General features: G+C 60.9%; 23 protein-coding genes. 14 read left to right on the top strand and 9 right to left on the bottom strand.

The window, feature by feature from the left end; all coding sequences use genetic code 11:
- Positions 1-69: 69 nt before the first annotated feature.
- The 9 genes from CSE6_RS08745 (at position 70) to CSE6_RS08705 (ending at position 8373) form a co-directional block, all read left to right on the top strand.
- The gene (locus CSE6_RS08745; RefSeq protein ID WP_003062806.1) at positions 70-390 is read left to right on the top strand and encodes a c-type cytochrome; all 321 of its coding nucleotides are present in this window, start codon (positions 70-72) and stop codon (positions 388-390) included.
- 55 nt (positions 391-445) lie between these two features.
- Positions 446-1798, top strand: a complete 1353-nt coding sequence (soxC, locus tag CSE6_RS08740; protein ID WP_003062808.1) for a sulfite dehydrogenase — start codon at positions 446-448, stop codon at positions 1796-1798.
- The gene (locus CSE6_RS08735; RefSeq protein WP_003062810.1) at positions 1782-2852 is read left to right on the top strand and encodes a c-type cytochrome; all 1071 of its coding nucleotides are present in this window, start codon (positions 1782-1784) and stop codon (positions 2850-2852) included. Before soxC ends, CSE6_RS08735 begins: the two co-directional genes overlap by 17 nt.
- A gap of 47 nt (positions 2853-2899) precedes the next feature.
- Positions 2900-3355, top strand: coding sequence for a thiosulfate oxidation carrier protein SoxY (gene soxY / locus CSE6_RS08730; protein WP_034361536.1), 456 nt, complete (start codon positions 2900-2902; stop codon positions 3353-3355).
- Between the two features lie 32 nt (positions 3356-3387).
- Positions 3388-3699, top strand: coding sequence for a thiosulfate oxidation carrier complex protein SoxZ (gene soxZ / locus CSE6_RS08725; RefSeq protein ID WP_003053938.1), 312 nt, complete (start codon positions 3388-3390; stop codon positions 3697-3699).
- 79 nt (positions 3700-3778) lie between these two features.
- Positions 3779-4588 carry a sulfur oxidation c-type cytochrome SoxA gene (gene soxA, locus CSE6_RS08720; protein WP_003062814.1) on the top strand — a complete coding sequence of 270 codons (810 nt, stop codon included), beginning with the start codon at positions 3779-3781 and terminating at the stop codon, positions 4586-4588.
- 9 nt (positions 4589-4597) lie between these two features.
- Entirely contained in the window at positions 4598-5251 is a 654-nt protein-coding gene (soxX, locus tag CSE6_RS08715) for a sulfur oxidation c-type cytochrome SoxX (RefSeq protein ID WP_034358338.1), read from the top strand.
- 182 nt (positions 5252-5433) lie between these two features.
- Positions 5434-7167, top strand: coding sequence for a thiosulfohydrolase SoxB (gene soxB / locus CSE6_RS08710; RefSeq protein ID WP_034358335.1), 1734 nt, complete (start codon positions 5434-5436; stop codon positions 7165-7167).
- Between the two features lie 96 nt (positions 7168-7263).
- A complete protein-coding gene (locus CSE6_RS08705) occupies positions 7264-8373 on the top strand; it encodes a YeeE/YedE family protein (RefSeq protein ID WP_034358333.1) in 1110 nt (369 codons plus the stop codon).
- A gap of 116 nt (positions 8374-8489) precedes the next feature.
- Here CSE6_RS08705 and CSE6_RS08700 read toward each other — a convergent pair whose 3' ends face one another.
- Genes CSE6_RS08700 through lptF form a run of 5 tightly spaced genes read right to left on the bottom strand, consistent with a single transcriptional unit; the run spans position 8490 to position 13338 of the window.
- The gene (locus CSE6_RS08700; protein WP_034358331.1) at positions 8490-9641 is read right to left on the bottom strand and encodes a pyridoxal phosphate-dependent aminotransferase; all 1152 of its coding nucleotides are present in this window, start codon (positions 9639-9641) and stop codon (positions 8490-8492) included.
- A 55-nt stretch (positions 9642-9696) separates the two neighbouring features.
- Positions 9697-10638, bottom strand: coding sequence for a CysB family HTH-type transcriptional regulator (locus CSE6_RS08695; RefSeq protein ID WP_003062823.1), 942 nt, complete (start codon positions 10636-10638; stop codon positions 9697-9699).
- 58 nt (positions 10639-10696) lie between these two features.
- The gene (locus tag CSE6_RS08690) at positions 10697-11125 is read right to left on the bottom strand and encodes a sirohydrochlorin chelatase (protein ID WP_034358329.1); all 429 of its coding nucleotides are present in this window, start codon (positions 11123-11125) and stop codon (positions 10697-10699) included.
- Positions 11126-11128: 3 nt separating this feature from the next.
- Entirely contained in the window at positions 11129-12232 is a 1104-nt protein-coding gene (gene lptG, locus CSE6_RS08685) for an LPS export ABC transporter permease LptG (RefSeq protein WP_034377608.1), read from the bottom strand.
- Positions 12229-13338, bottom strand: a complete 1110-nt coding sequence (lptF, locus tag CSE6_RS08680) for an LPS export ABC transporter permease LptF (RefSeq protein WP_003062830.1) — start codon at positions 13336-13338, stop codon at positions 12229-12231. Before lptF ends, lptG begins: the two co-directional genes overlap by 4 nt.
- Positions 13339-13361: 23 nt before the next feature.
- Here lptF and CSE6_RS08675 point away from each other — a divergent pair, with 23 nt between their 5' ends.
- The 3 genes from CSE6_RS08675 to CSE6_RS08665 are packed head-to-tail and all read left to right on the top strand — an operon-like array spanning position 13362 to position 16221.
- Entirely contained in the window at positions 13362-14921 is a 1560-nt protein-coding gene (locus tag CSE6_RS08675) for a leucyl aminopeptidase (RefSeq protein ID WP_034358324.1), read from the top strand.
- Positions 14922-14973: 52 nt separating this feature from the next.
- A complete protein-coding gene (locus CSE6_RS08670; RefSeq protein WP_034358321.1) occupies positions 14974-15405 on the top strand; it encodes a DNA polymerase III subunit chi in 432 nt (143 codons plus the stop codon).
- Positions 15406-15408: 3 nt separating this feature from the next.
- Positions 15409-16221 (top strand): hypothetical protein, encoded by an 813-nt coding sequence (locus tag CSE6_RS08665; RefSeq protein WP_034358319.1) that lies wholly within the window; start codon positions 15409-15411, stop codon positions 16219-16221.
- Between the two features lie 31 nt (positions 16222-16252).
- Here the strand turns inward: CSE6_RS08665 and CSE6_RS08660 are convergent, their stop codons facing one another.
- Entirely contained in the window at positions 16253-17272 is a 1020-nt protein-coding gene (locus CSE6_RS08660; protein ID WP_034358613.1) for a D-2-hydroxyacid dehydrogenase family protein, read from the bottom strand.
- 1051 nt (positions 17273-18323) lie between these two features.
- Here CSE6_RS08660 and CSE6_RS08655 point away from each other — a divergent pair.
- The gene (locus tag CSE6_RS08655) at positions 18324-19490 is read left to right on the top strand and encodes a GGDEF domain-containing protein (RefSeq protein WP_034358315.1); all 1167 of its coding nucleotides are present in this window, start codon (positions 18324-18326) and stop codon (positions 19488-19490) included.
- A gap of 14 nt (positions 19491-19504) precedes the next feature.
- Here CSE6_RS08655 and CSE6_RS08650 read toward each other — a convergent pair whose 3' ends face one another.
- Both CSE6_RS08650 and CSE6_RS08645 read right to left on the bottom strand, forming a co-directional pair.
- Positions 19505-20284, bottom strand: coding sequence for a YoaK family protein (locus CSE6_RS08650; protein WP_034358313.1), 780 nt, complete (start codon positions 20282-20284; stop codon positions 19505-19507).
- A 149-nt stretch (positions 20285-20433) separates the two neighbouring features.
- The gene (locus tag CSE6_RS08645; RefSeq protein WP_034358311.1) at positions 20434-21651 is read right to left on the bottom strand and encodes a GGDEF domain-containing protein; all 1218 of its coding nucleotides are present in this window, start codon (positions 21649-21651) and stop codon (positions 20434-20436) included.
- 320 nt (positions 21652-21971) lie between these two features.
- Here CSE6_RS08645 and CSE6_RS08640 point away from each other — a divergent pair, with 320 nt between their 5' ends.
- Complete coding sequence (locus CSE6_RS08640; protein ID WP_034377602.1) at positions 21972-22217, top strand: DUF333 domain-containing protein; 246 nt, start codon at positions 21972-21974, stop codon at positions 22215-22217.
- A 176-nt stretch (positions 22218-22393) separates the two neighbouring features.
- Here CSE6_RS08640 and CSE6_RS08635 read toward each other — a convergent pair whose 3' ends face one another.
- Positions 22394-22729 carry a hypothetical protein gene (locus CSE6_RS08635; protein WP_131421263.1) on the bottom strand — a complete coding sequence of 112 codons (336 nt, stop codon included), beginning with the start codon at positions 22727-22729 and terminating at the stop codon, positions 22394-22396.
- Positions 22730-22767 lie beyond the last annotated feature (38 nt).

Below are 22767 nucleotides of genomic sequence, written 5' to 3'. Positions count from 1 at the left end.
CAAATCTGACGAGCTGTTGGATACTTTAAATAACAACATGCTTATATATAAATATAAGGAGACCAAGCGATGAAAACTGCATCCTGGCTGGGTGGCTTGACGGTGTTGCTGGGGCTGGCTGTTCCTGCACTGGCGCAGGCGGATCAGGCGCTGGCGCAGAAGAACGCCTGCATGGCCTGCCATGCGGCGGACAAGAAACTGGTAGGCCCGGCGTTCCAGGATGTGGCCAGGAAATATGCGGCCCAGGCCGATGCACAGGCCTATCTGGTCAAAAGCATCAAGGCCGGTGGCTCCGGCAAATGGGGGCCGGTGCCCATGCCCGCCCAGCCAGCACTCAGCGATGCGGACACCCAGACGCTGGCGGCCTGGATTCTCAAGGGTCCCAAATGAAACAGGCGTGTCGTGCTTTCCCGGTAAGCGCCACCAACGATCAAAGAGAGAGCTTATGCAAAGCCAGTTGATGGGCAAGGTGCGCAAGGCACCCGAAAACTTTGTGCGGGCGGACGATGTAGGTACGGTGTTTGCCGAAGCCAGGGCAGGTCGGCGTGACTTCATTCGCGGGGCTTTCGCGGCCGCGGCAGCCAGCGCTGCAGCTGTCCATGCGCAGGACCGGCAGGCCGTGAGCGGCGATGGGGACCCGAATATTCTGGAGCTGCCCGCACACAGCAAGGGCCTGGGCCAGCCGGTGGTCACCGACGGCTACGGCAAGCCTTCCAGGTACGAGGCCAATGTGCAGCGTCGCCAGAGCCCGGGTCTGACCCAGACCAAGCAGGCCTCGGTATCGTTTGCGCCGCTGCAGTCGCTGTTCGGCATCGTCACGCCCAGCGGTCTGCATTTCGAGCGCCACCACCAGGGCTGGTGGGACATCGACCCCTCCAAGCACAGGCTGATGATCAATGGTCTGGTGAAGAATCCCAAGGTCTTCACCATGGACGAGATCATGCGTCTGCCTTCGGTGTCGCGCTTTCATTTCATAGAATGCGGCGCCAACACCGGCATGGAGTGGGGCAATGTGGCCGTGCCCACGGTGCAGTACACACACGGCATGCTGTCGTGCAGCGAGTTCACGGGCGTGCCCCTGATTACGCTGCTGGAGATGGCCGGTGCCGATCTGAAGAAGGGCAAGTTCATTCTGGCCGAGGGGGCGGATGGCTCGTCGATGACGCGAACCATCCCCGTGGAGCTGATTACCTCGGGCGAGGTGCTGGTCGCCTACGGCCAGAACGGCGAGATGCTGCGGCCCGAGCAGGGCTATCCGCTGCGTCTGGTGGTGCCCGGCGTGCAGGGCGTGAGCTGGGTGAAATACCTGCGCCGCATCGAGGTGGGCGACATGCCTTATGCAGCCAAGGACGAGGCGATCCACTATGTGGACCTGATGCCCGATGGACAGCACCGTCAGTACTCGAGCATTCAGGAGTGCAAGAGTGTGGTCACCACGCCGTCCGGCGGCCAGATGCTGCTGGACAAGGGTTTCTACAACATCACGGGCCTGGCCTGGTCGGGGCGCGGCAAGGTCAAGCGCGTGGATGTGAGTGTGGATGGCGGTCGCAACTGGCGCACGGCCCGGCTCGAAGGGCCGGTGATGGGCAAATGCCTGACGCGCTTCAACCTGGACTGGGTCTGGAATGGTGAGGAATGCATCATCCAGAGCCGCGCCATGGATGAGACCGGCTATGTGCAGCCCAGCTACCAGCAACTGCGTGCCGCGCGCGGCACGCGCTCCATCTATCACAACAATTCCATCCAGTCCTGGGCGGTACGTGCCAACGGGGAGGTCGCGAATGTTCAGCTTGCATAAACCTCTGCTCCTGCTGACGCTGCTTGCCATGGGCGTGGCCGCCGGGCCCGCTGCAGCGCAGAGCAAGTCTGCCGAAGACCGCTATCCCGGCGTGGGCCGCAATGCCACGGGCAAGGAGGTTCTGGCCTGGGATATCGATGTGCGCCCTGACTTCAAGGGGCTGCCCGCAGGCTCGGGCTCGGTGCAAAAAGGCATGGATGTGTGGGAGGCCAAATGCGCGTCCTGCCATGGGGTGTTCGGCGAATCCAACGAGGTGTTCAGCCCGCTGGTCGGCGGCACCACGGCCGAGGACATCAAGACCGGGCATGTGGCGCGGCTCAAGGATCCGGCCTTTCCGGGCCGCACGACCCTGATGAAGGTGGCCACGGTGTCCACGCTGTGGGATTACATCAATCGTGCCATGCCCTGGAATGCGCCCAAGTCGCTGTCCACCGAAGAGGTGTATGCCGTCACGGCCTATCTGCTCAACCTCGGTGGCGTGGTGCCCGAGAGCTTCACGCTCAGCGATACGAACATTGCCGAGGTGCAGCGGAAGCTGCCCAACCGCAACGGCATGACGACCCGGCATGCTCTGTGGCCCGGCAATGAGTTCGGCAAGAGCGTCAGGCCCGATGTGCTGGCCACTGCCTGCATGAGCAACTGCGGCCCCGAGCCCAGGCTGCGCTCGGCCTTGCCCGAGCATGCCAGCAACAACCACGGCAATCTGGCCCAGCAGAACCGGCTGGTCGGTGCCCAGCGCGGCATCGAGACCGATGGCGGTGCAAGCAAGGCGGTCAAGCCTGCGGTTGACAGGAAATCGGGCAGTGCGGCACCGACGGCCTTGCTGGAGAAGAACGCCTGCATGGCTTGCCACGGCATGGCGCAGAAACTCGTCGGCCCGGCCTTCAGCGAAATTGCCAGCAAGCACGGTGGCCAGCTGGACTATCTGGCAAACAAGATCAGGGTCGGAGGCTCCGGCGTCTGGGGATCAACACCCATGCCACCCCAGCCCAATCTCAGCGATGCTGATGCCAAGGTGATTGCCCAGTGGCTGGCGGCGGGCGCCAAGCCCTGATGCAGCTTGTGTCGTGCGACTGTGAAATGAATGAAAAGGAGACAAAGATGAAACGTAGAGACGCCCTCAGGAACAGTGCGGCCGTGCTCGGCATGCTGGTGGCCGCCGGTCTGCTGCCGCAAGCAGCGCAGGCTGCCTATAACAAGACCGCTTTCGACGCCAAGACCGTGGCCGATGTGCTCAAGGCCATGGGAGCTGCTGCGCCTGCCGAGAGCAAGGACGTGACGCTGACGGCGCCCGACATCGCCGAAAACGGGGCCGTCGTGCCTCTGGGCGCAGCGACCAGCCTGCCCAATGTGAAGCAGATGCTGGTGCTGGTGGAAAAGAACCCCAACACGCTGGTTGCGGCCTTCACCGTCAACGAGGCGCTGGAAGCCAACTTCCTGACCCGCGCCAAGCTGGGGCAGTCCTCCGATGTGTATGCCGTGGCCATCACCAATGACGGCAAGGCTTTCTATGCCAAGAAGGAAGTCAAGGTCACCCTCGGTGGCTGCGGCGGTTGATTGCAAAAAGTCATCTGAAACAGGAGAAGAACATGGCTGATCCAATGCGTATTCGTGCCCAGGCTGCAGGTGACAAGACCACCGTGCGCGTGCTGATGTCCCATGAAATGGAGACCGGCCAGCGCAAGGATGCGGAAGGCAAGACCGTGCCCGCCTGGTTTATTCAGGAGGTGACGGCCGCGCACAACGGCAAGCAGGTGCTGCAGGCTGAGTGGGGGCCCGCGGTTTCCAAGAACCCGTTTCTGCAGTTCGTGGTCAAGGGTGCCAAGGCTGGCGACAAGATTTCGGTGAGCTGGAAGGACAACAAGGGCGAAACCCGCACCGATGAAGCGACCGTGAGCTGAGCACGGCAGAGACAGCGGCTGGCCGCCGGCCAGCCTTCACCCAAGTCCAGAATCAATCAAAAAAACAGAGAGGTGCCCCATGAGACATTCCTCCCCGGGCCAGGCGGCTGCCGCCGTGCTGGCCTTGTGCATGGCCGCGCCGGTGCTGGCGCAAAAGTCCACAGTCGACGGCATTGCCGAATACCGTGAGATGCTGCAGGACGGCAACCCTGCCGAGCTGTTCGAGATGAAGGGCGAGGGGCTGTGGAAGCAAAAGCGCGGCCCCCGCAAGGCGTCCATGGAGCAGTGCGATCTGGGCAAGGGGCCGGGCGTGGTCAGGGGTGCCTTTGTGGAGCTGCCGCGCTATTTTGCCGACACGGGCAGGGTGCAGGATCTGGAGTCGCGCCTGCTGACCTGCATGGAAAGGCTGCAGGGGCTGGACGCGCAAAAGATTGCGGCAACAGCGTTCGGCAAGGACGAGCAAAAGAACATGGAAGGGCTGGTGGCCTGGATTTCATCGCAGTCCAAAGGCATGAAGTTCAACCTGCCCCAAGGCCATGCGCAGGAAAGGCAGATGTACGAGGCGGGCAAGCGCATGTTCTATATGCGCGGCGGCCCGCATGACTTTGCCTGTGCCTCCTGCCATGGTGCGGATGGCAAGCGAATCCGCATGCAGGATCTGCCCAATCTGACCAGGAACCCCGGCGCTGCGGAAGGCTTTGGTGCCTGGCCCGCCTATCGGGTTTCATCAGGCGAGCTCTGGAGCATGCAGCGCCGCCTCAACGACTGCTTCCGTCAGCAGCGCTTTCCCTATCCCGGTTACGCTAGCGACGTGACGGTGGCGCTGGGGGTGTTCATGGGCGTCAACGGCAAGGGCGGGACGTCAACCGCACCGGCCATCAAGCGATAAGGAGGCCCTATGCGCAAGCAAAAACACATGTCGTACCTGGCCGTAGCCGCATCGTTGCTGGTGCTGGGCTGTGCCTCCGTCGACGGGGCTGCGGACATCGATGCCTTGACGGCCAAGATGGTGCAGACCTCTTTTCGCGATCAGGGCATCGCCAAGGTCGATCGCCTGCAGCAGGACGAATCGAATGCGGCCTGCAGTGCTGCCGATGCATCCGGCAAGCCGCTTGCGCCTGCGCGTGCGCAAGCCATCGAAGCTGCCAATCTCAAGACCGTCAAATGGCCTCAGGATGGCAAGCTGCTCGGCGACTGGAAGGAGGGCGAAAAAATCGCCCAGAACGGTCGTGGCATGACCTGGAGCGACAAGGCGGGCAGCGCCAATGGCGGCAATTGCTACAACTGCCATCAGATCAGCAAGGAAGAAATCTCCTTTGGCACGCTGGGCCCCAGTCTCTACAACTATGGAAAGATTCGCGGCATCAAGGATCCGGGTAGCCCCGAATCCAGAGCCATCGTCGAGTACACCTGGGGCAAGATCTGGAACGCCAAGGCCTACAACGCCTGCTCGGGCATGCCCCGCTTCGGTCACTCCGGCATCCTTACCGAAGCGCAGACAAGAGATCTTGTCGCCTTGCTTGTCGATCCTGCCTCTCCCGTCAACAAATAGCCTTCTTCAAGCGGCCTTGCTGCTTGCCCGTCTCGCAGTGCTGAGCCATCCGGCAGGGGGACGAGACCGGGCGGCGCAGCATTGCGGACATGGCTTGTGCCAGTTTGGATAGCGCGGAGCGTCCTGTCGACGGAAATGCCCGCGCTTGTCCCTGGTTGGCACAAGTACCAACGGATATCACCATGAGTCTTTCCAAACGCGAATTTCTGCAAGTGCTGGCGGCAGCCAGTGTCTCGGGCATGGGATTGCAGCGCTATGCCTACGCCGATCAGTCGCTGGCCGACAAGGCCTTGTATGAGGTGGCACCGTTCGGCAATGTGTCCCTGTTGCATATGACGGACTGCCATGCTCAGCTCAACCCGATTCACTTCCGCGAGCCCAGTGTCAATCTCGGTATCGCTGCGATGAAGAACCAGCGCCCGCATCTGGTGGGCGAGCATCTGCTGCGCTCCGTGGGCATCAAGCCAGGCTCGGCGTCGGCCCATGCCTTCAGCTATCTGGACTTTGAGGCGGCGGCCAGGCGCTACGGCAAGGTGGGCGGGTTTGCCCATCTGTCCACGCTGGTCAAGCGCATGCGCGCCTCGCGTCCTGGCGCACTGCTGCTGGACGGCGGCGATACCTGGCAGGGCTCTGCCACTTCGCTCTGGACCAATGCCCAGGACATGGTGGATGCCTGCAAGCTGCTGGGCGTGGACGTGATGACGGGCCATTGGGAATTCACCTACGGCATGCAGCGCGTGCAGGAGATCATCGACAAGGATTTCGGCACGCAGCTCGACTTTGTGGCACAAAACGTCAAGACCGCCGATTTCGGCGATCCGGTGTTCAAGCCCTATGTGATCCGTGAGATCAACGGCGTGCCCGTGGCCATCATCGGCCAGGCCTTTCCGTACACGCCGATCGCCAACCCGCGCTACATGGTGGCGGACTGGAGCTTCGGCATCCAGGACGACAATCTGCAGAAGATGGTGGACGAGGTTCGCACCAAGGGCGCCAAGGTGGTGGTCGTGCTCTCGCACAACGGCATGGACGTGGACCTCAAGATGGCCAGCCGCGTGCGCGGCATAGACGCCATCCTGGGCGGCCACACGCATGACGGCATGCCTGTGCCCACGCTGGTGCAGAACGCGGGCGGCAAGACCATAGTCACCAACGCGGGCTCGAACGGCAAGTTTCTCGGTGTGCTGGACTTTGATGTGAGGGACGGCAAGGTGCGCGGCTTCCAGTACCGACTGCTGCCGGTGTTCGCCAACATCCTGCCGGCCGATGCCCAGATGCAGGCGCTGATCACCCGAGTGCGTGCGCCCTATGAAAGCCGGCTGGGCGAAGTGCTGGCGCGCACCGACGGCACGCTGTACCGCCGTGGCAACTTCAACGGCACGGGCGACCAGTTGCTGCTGGACGCCATGATGGAGGTGCAGAATGCGCCGATTGCCTTCTCGCCGGGCTTTCGCTGGGGGACATCGTTGCTGGCCGGGCAGGACATCACGCGCGAATGGCTGATGGACATGACGGCCACCACTTATTCCTATGCCACGGTGACCGAGATGACAGGGGTCACGATCAAGACCGTGCTCGAAGACGTGGCCGACAATCTCTTCAATCCCGATCCTTATTACCAGCAGGGCGGCGACATGGTGCGCGTGGGCGGCCTGCATTATCAGTGCGACCCGGCGGCCGGCGCGGGCCAGCGCATCAGCGACATGCGCCTGAACGGTCAGCTGCTGGAGGCGGACAAGAAATACAAGGTGGCCGGCTGGGCGCCGGTGGCCGAGGAAGCTAGGACGGCCGGCAACAAGCCGATCTGGGAGCTGGTCGAGCCCTGGCTCAAGGACCGCAAGACGCTCGGGCCGCGCCGGCTTGACGAGCCAAGACTGATCAATGTCGGCGGCAATCAGGGGCTGGCCAAGGCCTGATGAAAGCTGATTGGAAAGCCGATTAAGACAGTGTTATCGCGCGGGCTGGGGTATATGCCATTGCCTTGACGCCGGGCCGCGCCGTCCAATGCCCGCATGAGTCCTGCCGAGTTTGATTCCCTGACGGCCACCGTTCTGGTGGCCATTTTGTTGCTGGCCGCTGTGCTGGGCTTTGTGATGCGCGAGACCCGCTTTTGCACCGTGGGCGCGATCAGCGATGTGGTGTATCTGCAGGACTGGGGACGGGCACGCCAGTGGTGCATGGCCATCGCCGTGAGCATGCTGGGCTTCACGGCGCTGGCGCTGTGGGGTCAGTTGCAGGTGGGTGATGCCCTTTATGCCAGCCGCCGCTTGCTGTGGCTTTCGGCCCTGGCGGGAGGGCTGTTGTTTGGCGGCGGCATGGTGCTGGCATCGGGTTGCGGGGCCAGGAATCTGACCCGGCTGGGCAGCGGCAGTCTCAAGGCGCTGGTGGTGCTGCTGGTCATGGGCGTGGCCGCCTTTGCCACGCTCAAAGGCATTACCGCCGTGGCGCGGGTGCGCTGGCTGGACAGCGTGCATCTTGAATTCCCGGCCCCGGCCCTGCTGCCCGAATGGCTGGCCGGCCATATGGCCTGGCCCTTGACGCCATTGCGCGGCGTGCTGGGCCTGGGCCTGGGGGGCTTGCTGCTGTTGCTGGCCTTCGATCCCCGGCCCGGCGCCGAGCGCAGCCGGATCGTGCTGCTGGGCGGGCTGTTGGTCGGCCTGTGCGTGACGGCGGCCTGGTGGCTAGGCGGCCATCTGGCGCTGGTGGCCGAACACCCCGAGACGCTGGAGCAGGTCTATGCCGCGACCTATAGCGGTCGCATCGAGGCCTTCAGCTTTGTCACACCGGTAGCGCACACGCTGGACTGGCTGATGTTCTTCAGCGACCGCAACAAGGTGCTGACCTGGGGCATTGCCTCGGTCGCGGGCGTGCTTCTGGGCAGCTTTGTCCATGCGCTGTGGCGCAGGGACTTTCAGTGGCAGGGCTTTGCCGACCGTGGCGATCTGGCCCGCCATCTTCTGGGAGGGCTGATGATGGGCGTGGGCGGCGTGACGGCCATGGGCTGCACCGTAGGCCAGGGCATCAGTGCGATTTCCATGCTCAGCCTGGGCAGCTTTGTGGCGCTGGCCGGCATTGTGCTCGGGGCGGTGCTGATGCTGCGCCATCTGGCAGAGACGGCATGAAGCAGAGTTAATTTGATAGCTGCTTGCGCTTGCTGATAAACAGATTCAGCATGAAAATATGCTGAAAATGAGAAAAGGAGCGCGGTAGGCGCTCCTTTTTTATGGGCCGCAGCGTTTCAGAGCTTGCGCAGGCGCGCGGCTGCCTCGATCAGGGTTTCGTCCTTTTTGGCAAAGCAAAAGCGCACCACGCGCTGGTCGAAACCGTCGCCGTAGAAGGCCGACAGCGGAATCGCTGCCACACCGATTTCCCGGACCAGCCACTGGCAGAACTCGGCCTCGTTGAGGTCCGAGACCGAGGAGATGTCGGCACAGAGGAAATACGTACCGGCCGTGGGCAGCAGCTTCAGGCGCGAGCCCCGCAGGCCGCCGAGGAACAGATCGCGCTTGGCCTGGTAGAAGGCCGAAAGCTCCATATAGGGCGCAGGGTCCTGCATGTACTGCGCGAGACCTGCCTGCATGGGCGTGTTCACGGTGAACACATTGAACTGGTGCACCTTGCGGAATTCGGCGGTGAGGGCGGCGGGCGCGGCCACGGTGCCGACCTTCCAGCCCGTGACATGGTAGGTCTTGCCAAAGCTGGAGACGATGAAGGCGCGCTCGGCCAGGCCCGGGTAGCGGGCGCTGCTCAGATGCTCGGCACCGTCGAAGACCATGTGCTCGTAGACCTCGTCGCTGATCAGCAGCACATTGGTGGGCGCCAGCAGGGCTTCGAGCTGGCGCATTTCCGCATCGGTCCAGATGGTGGCGCTGGGGTTGTGCGGGCTGTTGATGATCAGCAGGCGCGTGCGCGGCGTGATGGCGGCCGCGATCCTGGCAAAGTCGGGGCGGAAGCTGCCGGGAGTCAGCGGCACTCGCACGGCCACGCCGCCGGCCATCTCGATATTGGGCACATAGCTGTCGTAGCAGGGGTCGAGCACGATGACTTCGTCGCCTGCATGCACGGTGGCCAGAATGGCTGTGAGAATGGCCTGGGTGGCACCGGCGGTAATGGTGATTTCGCTGCCCGCGTCATAGCGGCGGCCGTGCAGTGTTTCGATCTTGGCAGCCACGGCCTCGCGCAGCGCGGGCCAGCCCGCCATGGGCGGGTACTGGTTGTGACCGGCGCGCATGGCATCGTTGACAGCGTCGAGCAGCCTGGGGTCGCAGCCGAAGTCAGGGAAGCCCTGGCCCAGATTGACGGCCTGGTGCTCGGCGGCCAGCGCCGACATGACGGTGAAGATGGTGGTGCCCACATTGGGCAGCTTGCTGGGGAAGTTGGGAGTCACGATAGTCTTGCAATGCGTGGGCCGGGCACGCAGGCACCAGCCCTTGAGGCGGGCCGGATCAGAGCCCGAAGTCGTCCACGCTGCCGTTCATGGCGCGCATGATGAGGTCTCGCGAGAGTCGGTCGCTGAGCAGCTCGGCAAACCTGTAGACGAAGTTGCGCAAGTATGCGCCGCGCTTGATGGCCACACGGGCCACGCTGGTGCCGAACAGATGGCCGACGGGGCGTACCACCAGGTCATTGACGGGGTCGTCGCGCATGGCCATCTCGGCCACGATGCCAATGCCCAGGCCCAGACGCACATAGGTCTTGATCACGTCGGCATCGATGGCTTCCAGCACGATATGCGGGTGCAGGCGGCGCATCTCGAAGGCCTGGTCGATCTTGCCGCGTCCGGTAAACGACGGGTGGTAGGTGATCAGGGCCTCCTGGGCGATGTCCTCCAGCGTGATGCGCTCTTTCTGCGCCAGCGGGTGGCCCGTGGGGATGACCAGCACGTGCTGCCATTCGTAGCAGGGCAGGGTCACCAGATCGGGATAGTCGGCCAGCGATTCGGTGGCCATGCCGATCTCGGCGACTTCGTCGATCACCATGCGTGCGACTTCGGCAGGAGTGGCCTGGTGCAGGCTGATGGTGACCTTGGGATAGAGCTCGCGCAGGCGTGCCACGGCGGGCGGCAGCACATAACGGGCCTGGGTGTGGGTGGTGGCGATGCTCAGCGTGCCGCTGTCCTGGGCGCTGTATTGCTCGCCGATGCGCTTGAGATTGCCCACCTCGCGCATGATCAGCTCTATGCTCTTGAGGACTTCCTGTCCCGGCTCGGTGATGCGCTTGAGACGCTTGCCGTGGCGCGCAAAGATATCGATGCCCAGCTCTTCCTCAAGCTCGATGATGGCTTTGGAGACTCCGGGCTGGGAGGTGTGCAGGGCCTTGGCCGCCTCGGTGAGGTTGAGATTGCGGCGGGCGGCTTCCTGAACGAAGCGGAATTGATGCAGGTTCATGACGGCATGGACTAAGAACTTGCATCATTATGCTTCAAATATCTAAAGAAGCTATTTTTTATTTGAAATCTGTATGTTTGAGTGCTTCGGTCTCGGCTGCCGCCTCTATCGCCAGCTGCGCCAGCAGGGACGTGACGCGAGGATTCTCACCCGCCGCGGTCTGCAGATCGAACCGACAGCCGGGATGCTGTCGGCGCAATTCGTCCAGCAGGCGCGGAATGTCTTCTCGTGCATGTTTGCCGGTACCGAGAAACAGCGGCAGCACGATCAGATGTTTGACACCTTGCGCAATCAGGGTCTGCGTGGCTGCAGGCAGATCCGGTGCGCAGGCATCCAGATAGGCGCAGATGCAGGGCAGGTCGGGGCGCATTGCCTGTACAAGCTGATGCACTGCCTCTATGGGCTGGCGCCAGAGAGCGTCTCTGGAGCCATGGGCCAGCAGGATCAGACCGGTTTGATCTGGAGAAGGGCGTTGCTCGTCGTTCATGGCCTAGCGCCTCAGTACCAGCCAGCCAAAGGCCGAGAGCGATAGCGCGGTGTAGAGCAGGCCCGGCGCCGCGGCGGCCAGCCAGGGCCACCAGGACTGCAGGGTGCCGATATAGCCGAACACGTTGTTGAGCAGGAAGAAGCTGATGCCGGCCATCACCCCGCCAAACACATAGGCCGTGATACCGCCCGAGCGGAAATGCAGATAGGCAAAAGGCAGGGCTAGAACCACCATCACCAGGCAGCTCAGCGGGTAGAAGACCTTGCGCCAGAACTCGATTTCGTACTTCTGCGCCGCCTGGCCGTTGTCCTGCAGGTGGCGTACGAACTGGAACAGTGCAATCGTGGTCATGCGATCGGGCTTGAGCAGCGCGCCCGAGACCATGGCCGCAGTGACCTTGGTTGGCCAGTTCATGCTGGCTTCGCTGATTCGGCTGAGCTTGGTGACATCGCCCTCTTGAGCGACCTTGCTGCCCTGCACACCATTCAAGGTCCACAGCTCCTTGTCTTCATCGACCTGGGCGGATTGAGCGTTGATCTGCGCAGCGATGCGGCCCTTGCTGTCGAATTCAAAAATGCGCACATTGACGAAATCTCCAGGGGCCTTGACGGCACCGACGTTGATAGCGACGGAGTGATCGCCTTGCTTTTCCTTGAGCCAGGCGCCTGTCGCGCCCCGGGAGATCTGCCCCTTGGCGACCACGCGCAATTTCTGGCTGAAGTTGTCGGCAGCGGGCGCAATATAGTCACCGACCAGCACGGTGAGAACTACAAAGCTCATACCCAGTACCAGCAGCGTGCGCAGCGCCAGCCAGGGCCCCATGCCGCTGGTGCGCATGATGGTGAATTCCGAGCTCTGGGCGAACTTTGCCATCACGAAGATGGCGCCGATCAGCACGGCAATCGGCATCAGCTCGTAGAGGTGGCCCGGAATGGACAGAGTCACGAACAGCAGCGCGCGCGTGGCGGTGTAGCCTGCATTGCCGCTACCCACCCAGCGCATCTCATCGACCAGATCAAAAAAGAAGAACAGCGCCAGAAAGGCCAGCGAGACGTACAGAACGGCCTGTATGACTTCGCGATAGATCAAGTTGCGCAGAACTTTCATCGTGCGCTCTCCTGACGCTTGCCCGAGCGCCGCAGCAGGTCACGCGGTGACCAGCGGAAGTGGCGCGCCAGCAGTACCAGCACGCTGACGATCAGGATGCTTCCATGCAGCAGGCCCAGAATGCCCCACATGCCTATCTTGTTGGCGCTGACCCAGCTCTCGCCAAGGGTCATGAGGTTGTAGTAAACGATAAATGCGAAGAGGGCGATCATCAGGCTGCTGCTATTGCCCGCACGCGGGTTCACGCTGGAGATGGCCAGGCCCAGAATGACAAAATTCAGCGCGGCAAAGGGCAGGCCCAGGCGCCATGCCAGCACGGAGCGGGCGATCGGCTCGTCCTTGCCGATCAAGTCCTTGGTGGGCATGCTGCGCGCCGCCATCTCCTCGATGGTGACGGGGTTGTCGTTGTCGACCTGCACGCCGTATTCCTTGAATTCGGTGATGCGCACCGAGCCGTCGTCGCTGCGCGTCTCCATGCGCTGGCCGTCCTCCAGAATCACCATGCGCTGGCCCTTGATGACGGCCAGATGCGCGCCCTTGGCGGAGGTCACGGACTCCTTGCCGGGGTCGCGCGAGACCACGAAGACATTGCTGGCCGCCATGTCAGAAGGGGAATCCTTGTCGACGAAGAACACGCGTGTGCCGCCCGCCGATTCCTGGAACTCGCCGGGTGCGATGCGATCCAAGTCGCTGCGCTGCTGGAACTGGGTCTTGATCTGCTCGATTTGCTGATAGGACCAGGGCAGCACGCCGAGGGCCAGCACGGCGGTGATGAGAATCACCGGCCAGGCAAAGCGCAGCAAGGGCTTGAGCAGACTGGCCAGGCCCTGGCCGGCGGCAAACCAGATGACCATCTCGCTGTCGCGGTACATGCGGGAAAGAGATCCCACAATGGCGACAAACAGGCTCAGGCCCAGAATGGTCGGGAGTTGCCCGAGCACGGTGAAACCCATGACCAGCATCACGTCGGAAGGGCTGACACTGCCCTTGTAAGCCTGACCCAGGGTGCGGATCAGCATCATGGTCATCACCACAGTGATCAGAACCACGGCCGTCGCACCAAAGCTGCGGGCCAGCTCTTTGCGTATGGATGAATCGAATAACATTGGCTAAAAGGAAAACACCGATTATGAACTTTGAACTGAAGGCTCTGACCGCTGCCGCCGCAGCGCGTGAAAAATGTGATCTGCTGTTGGTGCTGGTTTCTGAACAGGCAGCATCGGGCACATTCGGCAGCGACGCCATCGGAGCCATGGTGGCTCATGCGGTGAAGCAGGGTGATTTTGCCCTGTCTTGCGGCAAGCAATTGCCTTTGTACCAAGTGCCCGCCATTGCCGCACGCCGTGTGGTGCTGCTGGGCGCGGGAGCTGGTACTCCCAAGGACGTGCGCAATGCCTTGGCCGGCTGCGGCGCGGTGCTCAAGACCGAAGGCATTGCCAAGGCCGTTGTGAGCTTTGCCTTTGATGCCGATGCCCAGGCTGTAGCGGCTGCCGTACAGGCGGTTGCCGATGCGACCTACCTCTATACCCACACCAAATCCCAGGCCAAGCCCATTGCGCTGACCAAGCTCGTGCTGGGCGTATCGTCCAAGACGGCTGCTGTTACCGCTGCTTTCAATACCGCAGTGGCGCAGCAGGAGGGCGTGGCCATGGCCCGCGAATGGGCCAACCGCCCGGCCAACCATGCAACGCCCACCTTGCTGGCCAACGCTGCCAAGAGCATTGCCAAGGCAGCACGCATGAGCTGCAAGATTCACGGCCCTGCCGATGTGGCCAAGCTGGGCATGGGCGCTTTCATGGCGGTGGCCCAGGGCTCGCGCGAACCCCTGCGCTTCATCGAATTGCACTACAACGGTGCGGCCAAGAGCGTGGCTCCCATCGTGCTGGTGGGCAAGGGCATCACTTTTGACACCGGCGGCATATCGCTCAAGCCTGCAGCCGAGATGGACGAGATGAAGTTCGACATGGGCGGTGCTGCCAGCGTGCTGGGCGTGTTCCAGGCGCTGGCCAGGCTGCAGCCGGCTATCAATGTCGTGGGCCTGATCCCTGCATGCGAGAACATGCCCGACGGTGCAGCCGTCAAGCCCGGCGATGTGGTGACCAGCATGAGCGGCCAGACCATCGAAATCCTCAACACGGACGCAGAAGGCCGCCTGGTGCTGTGCGATGTGCTGCATTACGCAGCGCGCTTCAAGCCTTCTGCGCTGGTCGATATGGCCACGCTGACTGGCGCTTGCGTGATCGCTCTGGGCGGTTTGCGCAGCGGCCTGTTTTCGACCAGCGACGAGCTGGCATCGGCCTTGCAGACCGCTGGCGATATGGCACTCGATCCTTGCTGGCGCATGCCTCTGGACGAGGAGTATGCCGATGGCCTCAAGAGCAATTTTGCGGACATGGGCAACGTGGCAGGGCGCGCCGCAGGTGCGGTGACGGCCGCCAAGTTCCTGCAGAAATTTGTGGGCGATATTCCCTGGGCACATCTGGATATCGCCGGGACTGCCTGGAAGAGCGGTGCTGCCAAGGGAGCTACGGGTCGCCCCGTAGGCCTGCTGGTGCAATATCTGCTGGGTCAGGAAGGCCGGGTTGCCGCTGCAGCAGCGACTGCTGCCAGGACCCCGGCGGCTCGCAAGAGTGCTACCAAACCTGCGGCTTCGCGCCGCGCGCGTGTGACTGCCAAGGCTTCGGCTTAAGAAAAGTCGGCAGATGCGGCCTGGTTTCAGGCCGCATCTGCCGCCAAGAGTTGTGACAGAAATTGCCTTTCATTTCAATGCACCAGACAAGCTGGGCTATGTGTGCCGATTCGCACGCAAGGCTCTGCGTCATGGTGCGCGCATCGTGGTTCTGGGGGATGGAGCTGCGCTGAGCCGGCTTTCGCCCCGTTTGTGGAGCGTGTCGGCCACGGATTTTCTCGCGCATGCTTGTGAGTCGGATGGAGCGCAGATGCTTGCTGCTTCTCCCGTCATCCTGGCCGAACACCTGCAAGACTTGCCTCATTACGATGTGCTGGTCAATCTTATGCCGCAGGTGCCGTCGGGGTTTGAGCGCTTCGCGCGCGTGGTGGAAATCGTTTCTTCCGGCGATGAGATGGATCGCCAGGATGCGCGTGCCCGCTGGCGCGACTATGCAGCGCGTGGTTTTTCCATTGTCCGGCACGATCTGAATCTCAAGGGCTAGGTCATGAACTCCTCATCCAAAGTTCCGCCACGCTTCGTCCCCACCCTGACCGAGGTGGTTCAGCCCGAAGCTGCCGCGCTCGAAGACGCTGCGGACAGCGCTCAGTCTGCGTCGCCGGAGCAGTCTCACGGAGCTGTGCAGCAGGTGCTAGGCCCGCGGACGCTGGGAGACAGCGTTGTCCCTCTGGCGAGGCCGTCGTTTCACACCTCATGGCTGGCGGATGGTCTCTACGGCCGTGGCCGGCCTGCAGGTATTCCGCATCAGTTGCCCCCTTTGCCGGAATCCTTGCCGCCGCAGCAGTCATTTGCGCAGAGCATGGCAGGGGAGGTGGTGGAGGCAATATCGGCCGGGCAGGTGGAGCCTGAGACTGAGTTGGGAACTGCCGAACTCGTGGAGGCATTTCCGCTTGCAGACCAGGCGGAGCAGCCATCCGTTACGGACGCTGGCCAGCCCCAGGATGAAGAACTTCAACCCGGGCCTGAGGTACTCGATGAGGAAGCCGCCGAGCCACTCGTCCAAGCACAAGATGTGGAGCAGGCTGTTGAACCCGCCCCGGTCTTTGGGGCAGTCGGCCTGCAGCAGGCACTGGATGAGCACGGTGCCGTGGTGGCCGAAGAATATCTGGTCCACCGGCTGATGCAACGGGTGGACATTGTGCTGGAGCACAAGCTCAAGGAAGCAATAGCTCAGGTTGTGGAAGCACAGACCCGATCCATGGTGCTTCGTCTTCGTGAAGAAGTGGAGACCGTGGTGCGTCAATCGGTCTACGAAGCCGTGGAGGCCGAGCTGGCACAGCAAGCCCAAGCCCGGCAGTAGTCGCCGAGCTCTCGCGGTTAGCGGTTAGCGGTTAGCGGTTCAAACGCAGTGGGCCGCTGAAAACTTCAGGATTCAGAATGTTGCTGGGCTGGCCGTCGGCAAAGTTCACAACGTTCTCAAACGCAGCACGGAAATACAGCTCATAGCTGTCCTGCTCCACGTAGCCGATATGGGGCGTGCAGATGCAGTTCTCCAGTCTGAGCAGGGCATGGCCTTGCAAGATTGGCTCGCTCTCGAATACATCGATCGCGGCCAGGCCCGGGCGGCCACGGTTCAAGGCACAGAGCAATGCTTCGGGCTCCACCAGTTCGGCGCGCGAGGTATTGACGAACAAGGCTGTCGGTTTCATCCGTGCCAGGTCCTGTGCAGTCACAATGCCGCGCGTCGCATCGTGCAGGCGCAGATGCAGCGACAGAACATCGCATTGCTCGAAAAAGACTTCCTTGGACGGGGCGCTCAGATAACCATCGGCCTCGGCCTTGCGGCGCGAGGTTTCGCTGCCCCAGACACAGACCTGCATGCCAAAGGCCTTGCCATAGCCCGCCACCAGTTGCCCGATGCGGCCGTAGCCCCAGATACCCAGCATGCGCCCGCGCAGCACGCTGCCCAGTCCGAAGTTGGGCGGCATGGAGGCCGCCTTGAGACCGGACTGCTGCCATGCACCATGTTTGAGATTGGAGATGTACTGCGGCAGACGGCGCATGGCCGACATGATCAGAGACCAGGTCAGCTCTGCCGGCGCAATGGGAGAGCCCACGCCCTCTGCAATCGCCACGCCACGTTCGGTGCAAGCCTGCACATCGATATGGGCGCCAGCCTTGCCCGTCTGGGCAATCAGCTTGAGCCGGGGCAGCTTATCGAGCAACTGGCGCGAGATTTGGGTGCGTTCGCGAATCAGGACGATGACATCCGCGTCGCGCAGTCGAACCGAGAGCTGACCCACGCCCTTGATGGTGTTGGTATAGACCTTTGCGTTGAAGGCATCAAGCAGCTTGGCGCAATCGAGCTTGCGAACCGCGTCTTGGTAATCGTCCAGGATAACGATGTTCACCACTGGAATCCTTAAATAAGTGGCTGAGTTTATTGAATGAAATTCAATGCGATCAAAGGCTTAGGATTGCTTCTGTGAAAACTTACGCCAAATCGACGCCACCAGATTCCCTACGCGCACCCTACACACTCCAGAGCTTAGCGTAGGTTTGGCGCAGGTTTTGAAAGCTACGCTGGCCCAAGGAGGTTGCATCTATCTTGATGCCCATGCCGCAAAAGCTCTGTCCGCTGGGAATGCTATTGTGATCCAAGGTTGTCCAGGGTTGCGACTGGAGGCTGTTGCGTCAGCTAAAAGTTGGGTTTATAGGTATAAGTCCCTGGTAGACGGGCGTATGAGACAGGTCAGGTTCGGGACTTGGCCGAGTACCTGTTTCACCGATGCATCCAGGCCCCTCCAGAGGATGTGAGGGGCGCTATTTCGGGTCATGTGATTCCCGGTGCGGCTGGCATCTATAACTGCCACAAATACGACGCCGAGAAGCAGCAATGGTTGTAGCCGTCTGGCACTGGGGCTCGAGGCCGTTGTTCAAGCAGATGCTGTGTGACTGCGGAGAGGCTTTTTGGGCGCCGGTGTGCTCCGGCGACTGCAATTGGGACAAAGAGTGCTTGTTCGCCCAGTCGTCAAGATCGCTAACCAGCCAGCGTCCCGCGCTGATTTGCCGAGGCTGAGGCAGGTCGTCTTGCCGTACAAGGCGCTCAAAGGTCTTCCCGGACAGGCCCGGCAGTTGGGCAGCGACTTCTTTGGCGATGATTTGGGGGAGCGAATGCCTCGGAGGTACATCCTTGATTTAGTCATGAAAAGCCCGCTCAAAGGTGGGGCCGAGGCGAGTGCTGCGGGTGGGGTGATCGCGAGTTGCTGCTTCTTGACGGACTCGTGACGAACCAGGGAAACCGATGTGTTTTGGAGGAGATTTGCAGGGTTCTCGGCACAATTGTTAACATTCGGGCGTTTATCAGTCCACTTATCAAATGGACTCCACCTTCTGAGTCTCAGAGCATGGGTCACCACAATTGCGTTGCCGCGTGAATGAGCTTTTCTGATCCGCCAATTCATGCCTAGCAATTTGCAGCTCTACTTGTTGGTCGCGCCGGTATGCATAACGGCACTGGGCGCACTCATGGCTTTTTGCTGGCTTGCACAGCGCCGCTCCGTGTTTCTGCTCTCGACGGCTTGTGGGTTGACACTTACGGGGCTTGCCTTGGGTTGGCAATGCTTGACACCTCACGGACAACTGGTTCGGTGGGCTGTTTACACCGGGCCCATTTATCTGCTTGGTGCCTGGCTCTGTACCTGGGGCGTTGCTCAAAAGTTTTCCGTCTCCTCATATCCCAAGATCTCGGCCCTGGTATCGATCATCGTGGTTGCTGCTCTTTACGAGTACAGCATCGTGCAGGACAACATTGCTGCACGTGTGCTCTGGCTGAACACAGGGCTTGGCGTCATTCACTTCATACCGTTTCCAGCCATCGCGCTAAAAAAAGTCAGACGTGACGGGCTGGAGAAGCTGCTTTACCGGTCCTACGGGGCCTTTGCGATCTATACAGTGCTCAGGCCCATCATGGTGCTGTTTCTTGGATTCACTGAGCTCCAGGACATGCTCAGCTCCATTTACTGGTTGGTCACCATGCTGGGCTCGCTATTGTTCAGCCTGGTGTTCTCGGGCCTCATGCTCATCGTTTCGATGAGGGATGCAATGGCCACACTCAGAGACGAACGCAATCACGACATGCTGACTGGCGTGTTGAATCGTCGCGGCTTCTGGGAGTTCGCAGACCCGCTGGCCCGGGATCGAAAAGCGCAGCCGCTTTCCATCGTGGTGGCGGATCTGGATCACTTCAAGCGGGTCAACGACAACTGGGGGCACGAGTATGGCGACGGAGTACTCAAGGCCGTCGCGGAAGTCATACAGGCAAGTGTCCGTGGTACCGACCTGGTGGCTCGCTTTGGAGGCGAAGAATTTGTGCTGTTGTTGACCCATGCCGACATTGAGACTGCACAACGTGTGGCGCAGCGTATTCGTGCCGGAGCGGTCGAGATCATTGCGCCATTGCCCGATGGTCAGCGCGTGACCTTGAGCATGGGTATCGTTGTCAGCCCATTCGGCAGCGATCTGCGCGAAGCCGTAATGAGGGCTGACCAGCAACTCTACAAGGCCAAGGAGCTTGGGCGCGATCAGGTCGTCGTGCATGGACCCGGGGACGTCGCGGCAGCGGCGTGAGATACAGGATGCACTCAGCTCTTCTTGCTGAAGAGTGACGGCCGCTCGGCGGACTGCGCTGCGTCACGCATAAATGGTGGCACGGACAGTACAAGCAAAAGAGCGGCCAGCGGAACCACGCAGATGAAGCCGATATGCTTGAAGCCCAGCGCACCGGTAATGCCGCCCAGCACAAACATCAAGATCAGCCCTGCGGACACCTTCATACGGCGCCAGTCATGCCTAACCAGGGGTGATAGTTGCAGGTCGGCGTTGGCGTGGCGCTTCCAGAAGAACATCTTGCCCAGTTCCATGCCCAGATCCGTGAAATTGCCGGTCATGTGCGTGGTGCGAGTGCTGCCGCCGGATGTCTTGGAACCCACGGCATTCTGCAGACCCATCATGAAGGACAGCAGCAGCACGGTCAGCGGCACTGCGAAGGGCGTATTCCATGTCAAGGTGACTGTGCCCATCAGGCCGAAGGCAATCAGCATGACGGCCTCCAGCATCAGCGGCAGGGCATAGACGCTGTACAGATGGCGTTTGCGCCCCCAGTTCACCAGCAACGCGCAGACGGCCGCGCCCGTTGTAAAGGCGATGATGGCACCAAGCGCATTCAGCAGCAGCTTGGCGTTCTCAAGCACCAGGCCGTCAGCCAGTTGAGAGGCAAAGCCCGTCATGTGCGAGGTATACATCCGCAGCACAAGAAAGCCGCCAGCGTTGACCGCGCCCGCGTTAAAGGCCAGCAGCAGACCCAGGGCGATATTGGTGGACGGTGTGCGATGCCGGTTGGTGAGATGGCGAAGTCTGCGCATCAAGGATTCCACTGACAAAAGTGCACCCATGACGGGGTGCATCAATGCTGACAAATTGGTTTGTCAGCGACCATGCAGGAGTCATTGTGGGCCAACTTGGATACGTGAGCTGCCTGGTGCGGATGGCATTGGCCAGCGAATTCACCGGCTTACGTCAGCAATGCCATGGGGTGGTCTGCCGGGATGGTGTGTTCAAAGCTGATGTCTGGGTAGCTGCGGCCTTCCACATGAACGCGGTCTCGGCCAGCATTTTTGGCGCTATACAGCAACTGGTCGGCTTGCCTCAGTGCACCTTCAAGCTGGTCGGCATTGCTGATTGAAGTGATGCCAAAGCTCAGCGTCAGGGCTGGCCCTTTCGGTAATAGCTCCTGGTCATTTCTCAACTCCAGGCCAATGCGCTTGGCGACTTGCTCGGCACCTAGCAAATCGATCTTTGTCAGCAGAACCATAAACTCTTCACCGCCGAAGCGTGCAACCAGATCGTTGCTGCGCACATTGTGCTGCATCGCTTTGGCGACAAGCTGCAAGACCGCGTCACCTTTGTCGTGCCCCCAGTTGTCGTTGATGCGTTTGAAATGATCAATATCGCTGGCCAGAAGCGCCATGGGATACAGGCGCTGGTCGGCCAGGCGATGTTGTGCGGCTTCACTGAATGCGCGGCGATTCAGTATCTGGGTCAAAGCATCCAGGTCGCGTTCAGTGCGCAGTTGACGGACTGTGTCCCTGATGGTGACTGCACAGACTAAAACCGTGAAGAGCAATGCAAAAAGCAAAATACTCATCAGCGTTGTCAGCCAATAGGTTGAGTTGGCATCCATGGCATCGCCGAGACCGTTATGCGCGAAAGTTGCGACCAGCGTCGGGCGCAGCATGGTAAAGACGGCATAAGACAGATAGGACCACAGCAAAATCCTATCCAGCCAGTCGTTGGTGAGGCCTCGTTTGAGAACTGCCGGCACTGGCAGCAAGAGCATCAGAGCTACGCCTATACCGAATGTGTGCAGCCGACCCACCTGGTTCTGTGCCACATTGGCAAAATAGTAGAGCGAGGCCAGCGTCGCGGCACACAAGACAAATGCTGCAAGCGGATATGTGGGTACGCACCGACGCTCTGAAAAGCTCTTGGTAAAACACCAAGCTCCCGCCAGAAACAGTGCGTTGACGAGAACCACATAATGATTGAGGACTTCAAACTTCAGCACGCTGCGAATGCTGATAGACATTGCGGTTAGCAGGAAAGAGGCGCACAGCCAGAGTAGAAAGCGTTGCTTGGGCTGGGTCGCCCAGCACACTCCCAGCAGACCGGCCAGAAAGAGCAGGGACAGAGATGGCATCAACACAAAGATGTGGTCGTTGCTCGTATGCATACACACAGCCCTTCTGCTAGTGATCACCAACAGACAGGCCAGACTGGCCATATCTCTAGTCAAATCTAAATGCCAAGGCGGCCATTAATGTGTCAGCCGCTCATCTTCCGGATCAGAAATTAACAACTTCTTGCGATTTCTGACAGTTCACTTTTCCTCTTTTGGAGGTGAAATAATTAAAAGTGACATTGGCTGACAGAGTGTCGCCAGCATCGTCGGTGCCAACCCTTAGCCCATATGTATGAAGGAAACGAGAAATTGATGTGAGTCAGGATTTTTTGCGGCTCCATGAAAAAGGCGGCATTTGCTACATTGAGTCCATGAAAAAAGCACTTGGAACCACCAGCGCAGTACTTTCTGCACTGGCCATCAGCGGTTGCGCCCAGCCTCAGTCCGCTGCGCCTGTGATCGGCATGGCCAACCCCGCATCGGTGTACTGTGCCAAGCTGGGCGGCAAGACCCGCATCGAGAAGACCACTGCCGGAGAGCGCGGCATCTGCGTGCTGCCCAACGGCACGGAAATCGACGAGTGGGAGTTGTTCCGCCGCGACCACCCTGCAAAGTAACCGAGCCGTAGTCCTAACATCAGCGGGCTCAAGTGCTAGTAGGTTCTTGGTGCGCGGTGGGTGGCTCGGGCATGTACCTCGCTGAGGCCAAGGGGTCGGCGCGACCCATCGCGCCTCCGTGAATGGCAGACAAAAAAACCATACGGCGCAGGCAGGGTGGGCAGGGGCTGGACAGTTCAGCCAGCTTTACCAATGGGTAAGGCATTGGCTGTGCCCAAAACAGTCAGCATCGCGCCGTCTTGGGTCTGCGCAAAGAAGTCATGCCGCTCTTGCTGCAGCTGCATTCGATCTGCTTGCTGTATGCAAATCTGAAAAATCTGTGCGAACTTGTGGCGCTTTAGATGGGCCGCGTAGGCACCCTGTATGTCAACGCATACTTTTTGCTGCCAACCGTGGATTGGACGGCGCAGACGGTGCTGTGCCGCATGCAGCAATTGGTAACTGATAAGTGCTCCTGGCAATGCCATGCGAATGACGTAGTGATAAGTTTTTTCAGCTGTCCTTCGGCTCACCAGCCATACCTGAAGAATTCCTTGGGGGCTCGAGGTGC

The sequence above is a fragment of the Comamonas sp. E6 genome, from assembly GCF_001010305.1.
Taxonomy (GTDB): Bacteria; Pseudomonadota; Gammaproteobacteria; order Burkholderiales; family Burkholderiaceae_C; genus Comamonas; species Comamonas thiooxydans.
This window is presented reverse-complemented; position numbering and strand designations above follow the sequence as displayed.

What these genes read in the sequence shown, in the direction of transcription:
- soxX (WP_034358338.1), top strand. Translation starts at nt 4,598, where the DNA reads ATGCGCAAGCAAAAACACATGTCGTACCTGGCCGTAGCCGCATCGTTG.
- CSE6_RS08665 (WP_034358319.1), top strand. Translation starts at nt 15,409, where the DNA reads ATGAACTCCTCATCCAAAGTTCCGCCACGCTTCGTCCCCACCCTGACC.
- soxA (WP_003062814.1), top strand. Translation starts at nt 3,779, where the DNA reads ATGAGACATTCCTCCCCGGGCCAGGCGGCTGCCGCCGTGCTGGCCTTG.
- CSE6_RS08690 (WP_034358329.1), bottom strand. Translation starts at nt 11,125, where the DNA reads ATGAACGACGAGCAACGCCCTTCTCCAGATCAAACCGGTCTGATCCTG.
- CSE6_RS08640 (WP_034377602.1), top strand. Translation starts at nt 21,972, where the DNA reads ATGAAAAAAGCACTTGGAACCACCAGCGCAGTACTTTCTGCACTGGCC.
- CSE6_RS08645 (WP_034358311.1), bottom strand. Translation starts at nt 21,651, where the DNA reads ATGCATACGAGCAACGACCACATCTTTGTGTTGATGCCATCTCTGTCC.
- lptG (WP_034377608.1), bottom strand. Translation starts at nt 12,232, where the DNA reads ATGAAAGTTCTGCGCAACTTGATCTATCGCGAAGTCATACAGGCCGTT.
- CSE6_RS08735 (WP_003062810.1), top strand. Translation starts at nt 1,782, where the DNA reads ATGTTCAGCTTGCATAAACCTCTGCTCCTGCTGACGCTGCTTGCCATG.
- CSE6_RS08650 (WP_034358313.1), bottom strand. Translation starts at nt 20,284, where the DNA reads ATGCGCAGACTTCGCCATCTCACCAACCGGCATCGCACACCGTCCACC.
- soxB (WP_034358335.1), top strand. Translation starts at nt 5,434, where the DNA reads ATGAGTCTTTCCAAACGCGAATTTCTGCAAGTGCTGGCGGCAGCCAGT.
- soxZ (WP_003053938.1), top strand. Translation starts at nt 3,388, where the DNA reads ATGGCTGATCCAATGCGTATTCGTGCCCAGGCTGCAGGTGACAAGACC.
- lptF (WP_003062830.1), bottom strand. Translation starts at nt 13,338, where the DNA reads ATGTTATTCGATTCATCCATACGCAAAGAGCTGGCCCGCAGCTTTGGT.
- soxC (WP_003062808.1), top strand. Translation starts at nt 446, where the DNA reads ATGCAAAGCCAGTTGATGGGCAAGGTGCGCAAGGCACCCGAAAACTTT.
- CSE6_RS08745 (WP_003062806.1), top strand. Translation starts at nt 70, where the DNA reads ATGAAAACTGCATCCTGGCTGGGTGGCTTGACGGTGTTGCTGGGGCTG.
- soxY (WP_034361536.1), top strand. Translation starts at nt 2,900, where the DNA reads ATGAAACGTAGAGACGCCCTCAGGAACAGTGCGGCCGTGCTCGGCATG.
- CSE6_RS08655 (WP_034358315.1), top strand. Translation starts at nt 18,324, where the DNA reads ATGCCTAGCAATTTGCAGCTCTACTTGTTGGTCGCGCCGGTATGCATA.
- CSE6_RS08705 (WP_034358333.1), top strand. Translation starts at nt 7,264, where the DNA reads ATGAGTCCTGCCGAGTTTGATTCCCTGACGGCCACCGTTCTGGTGGCC.
- CSE6_RS08695 (WP_003062823.1), bottom strand. Translation starts at nt 10,638, where the DNA reads ATGAACCTGCATCAATTCCGCTTCGTTCAGGAAGCCGCCCGCCGCAAT.
- CSE6_RS08675 (WP_034358324.1), top strand. Translation starts at nt 13,362, where the DNA reads ATGAACTTTGAACTGAAGGCTCTGACCGCTGCCGCCGCAGCGCGTGAA.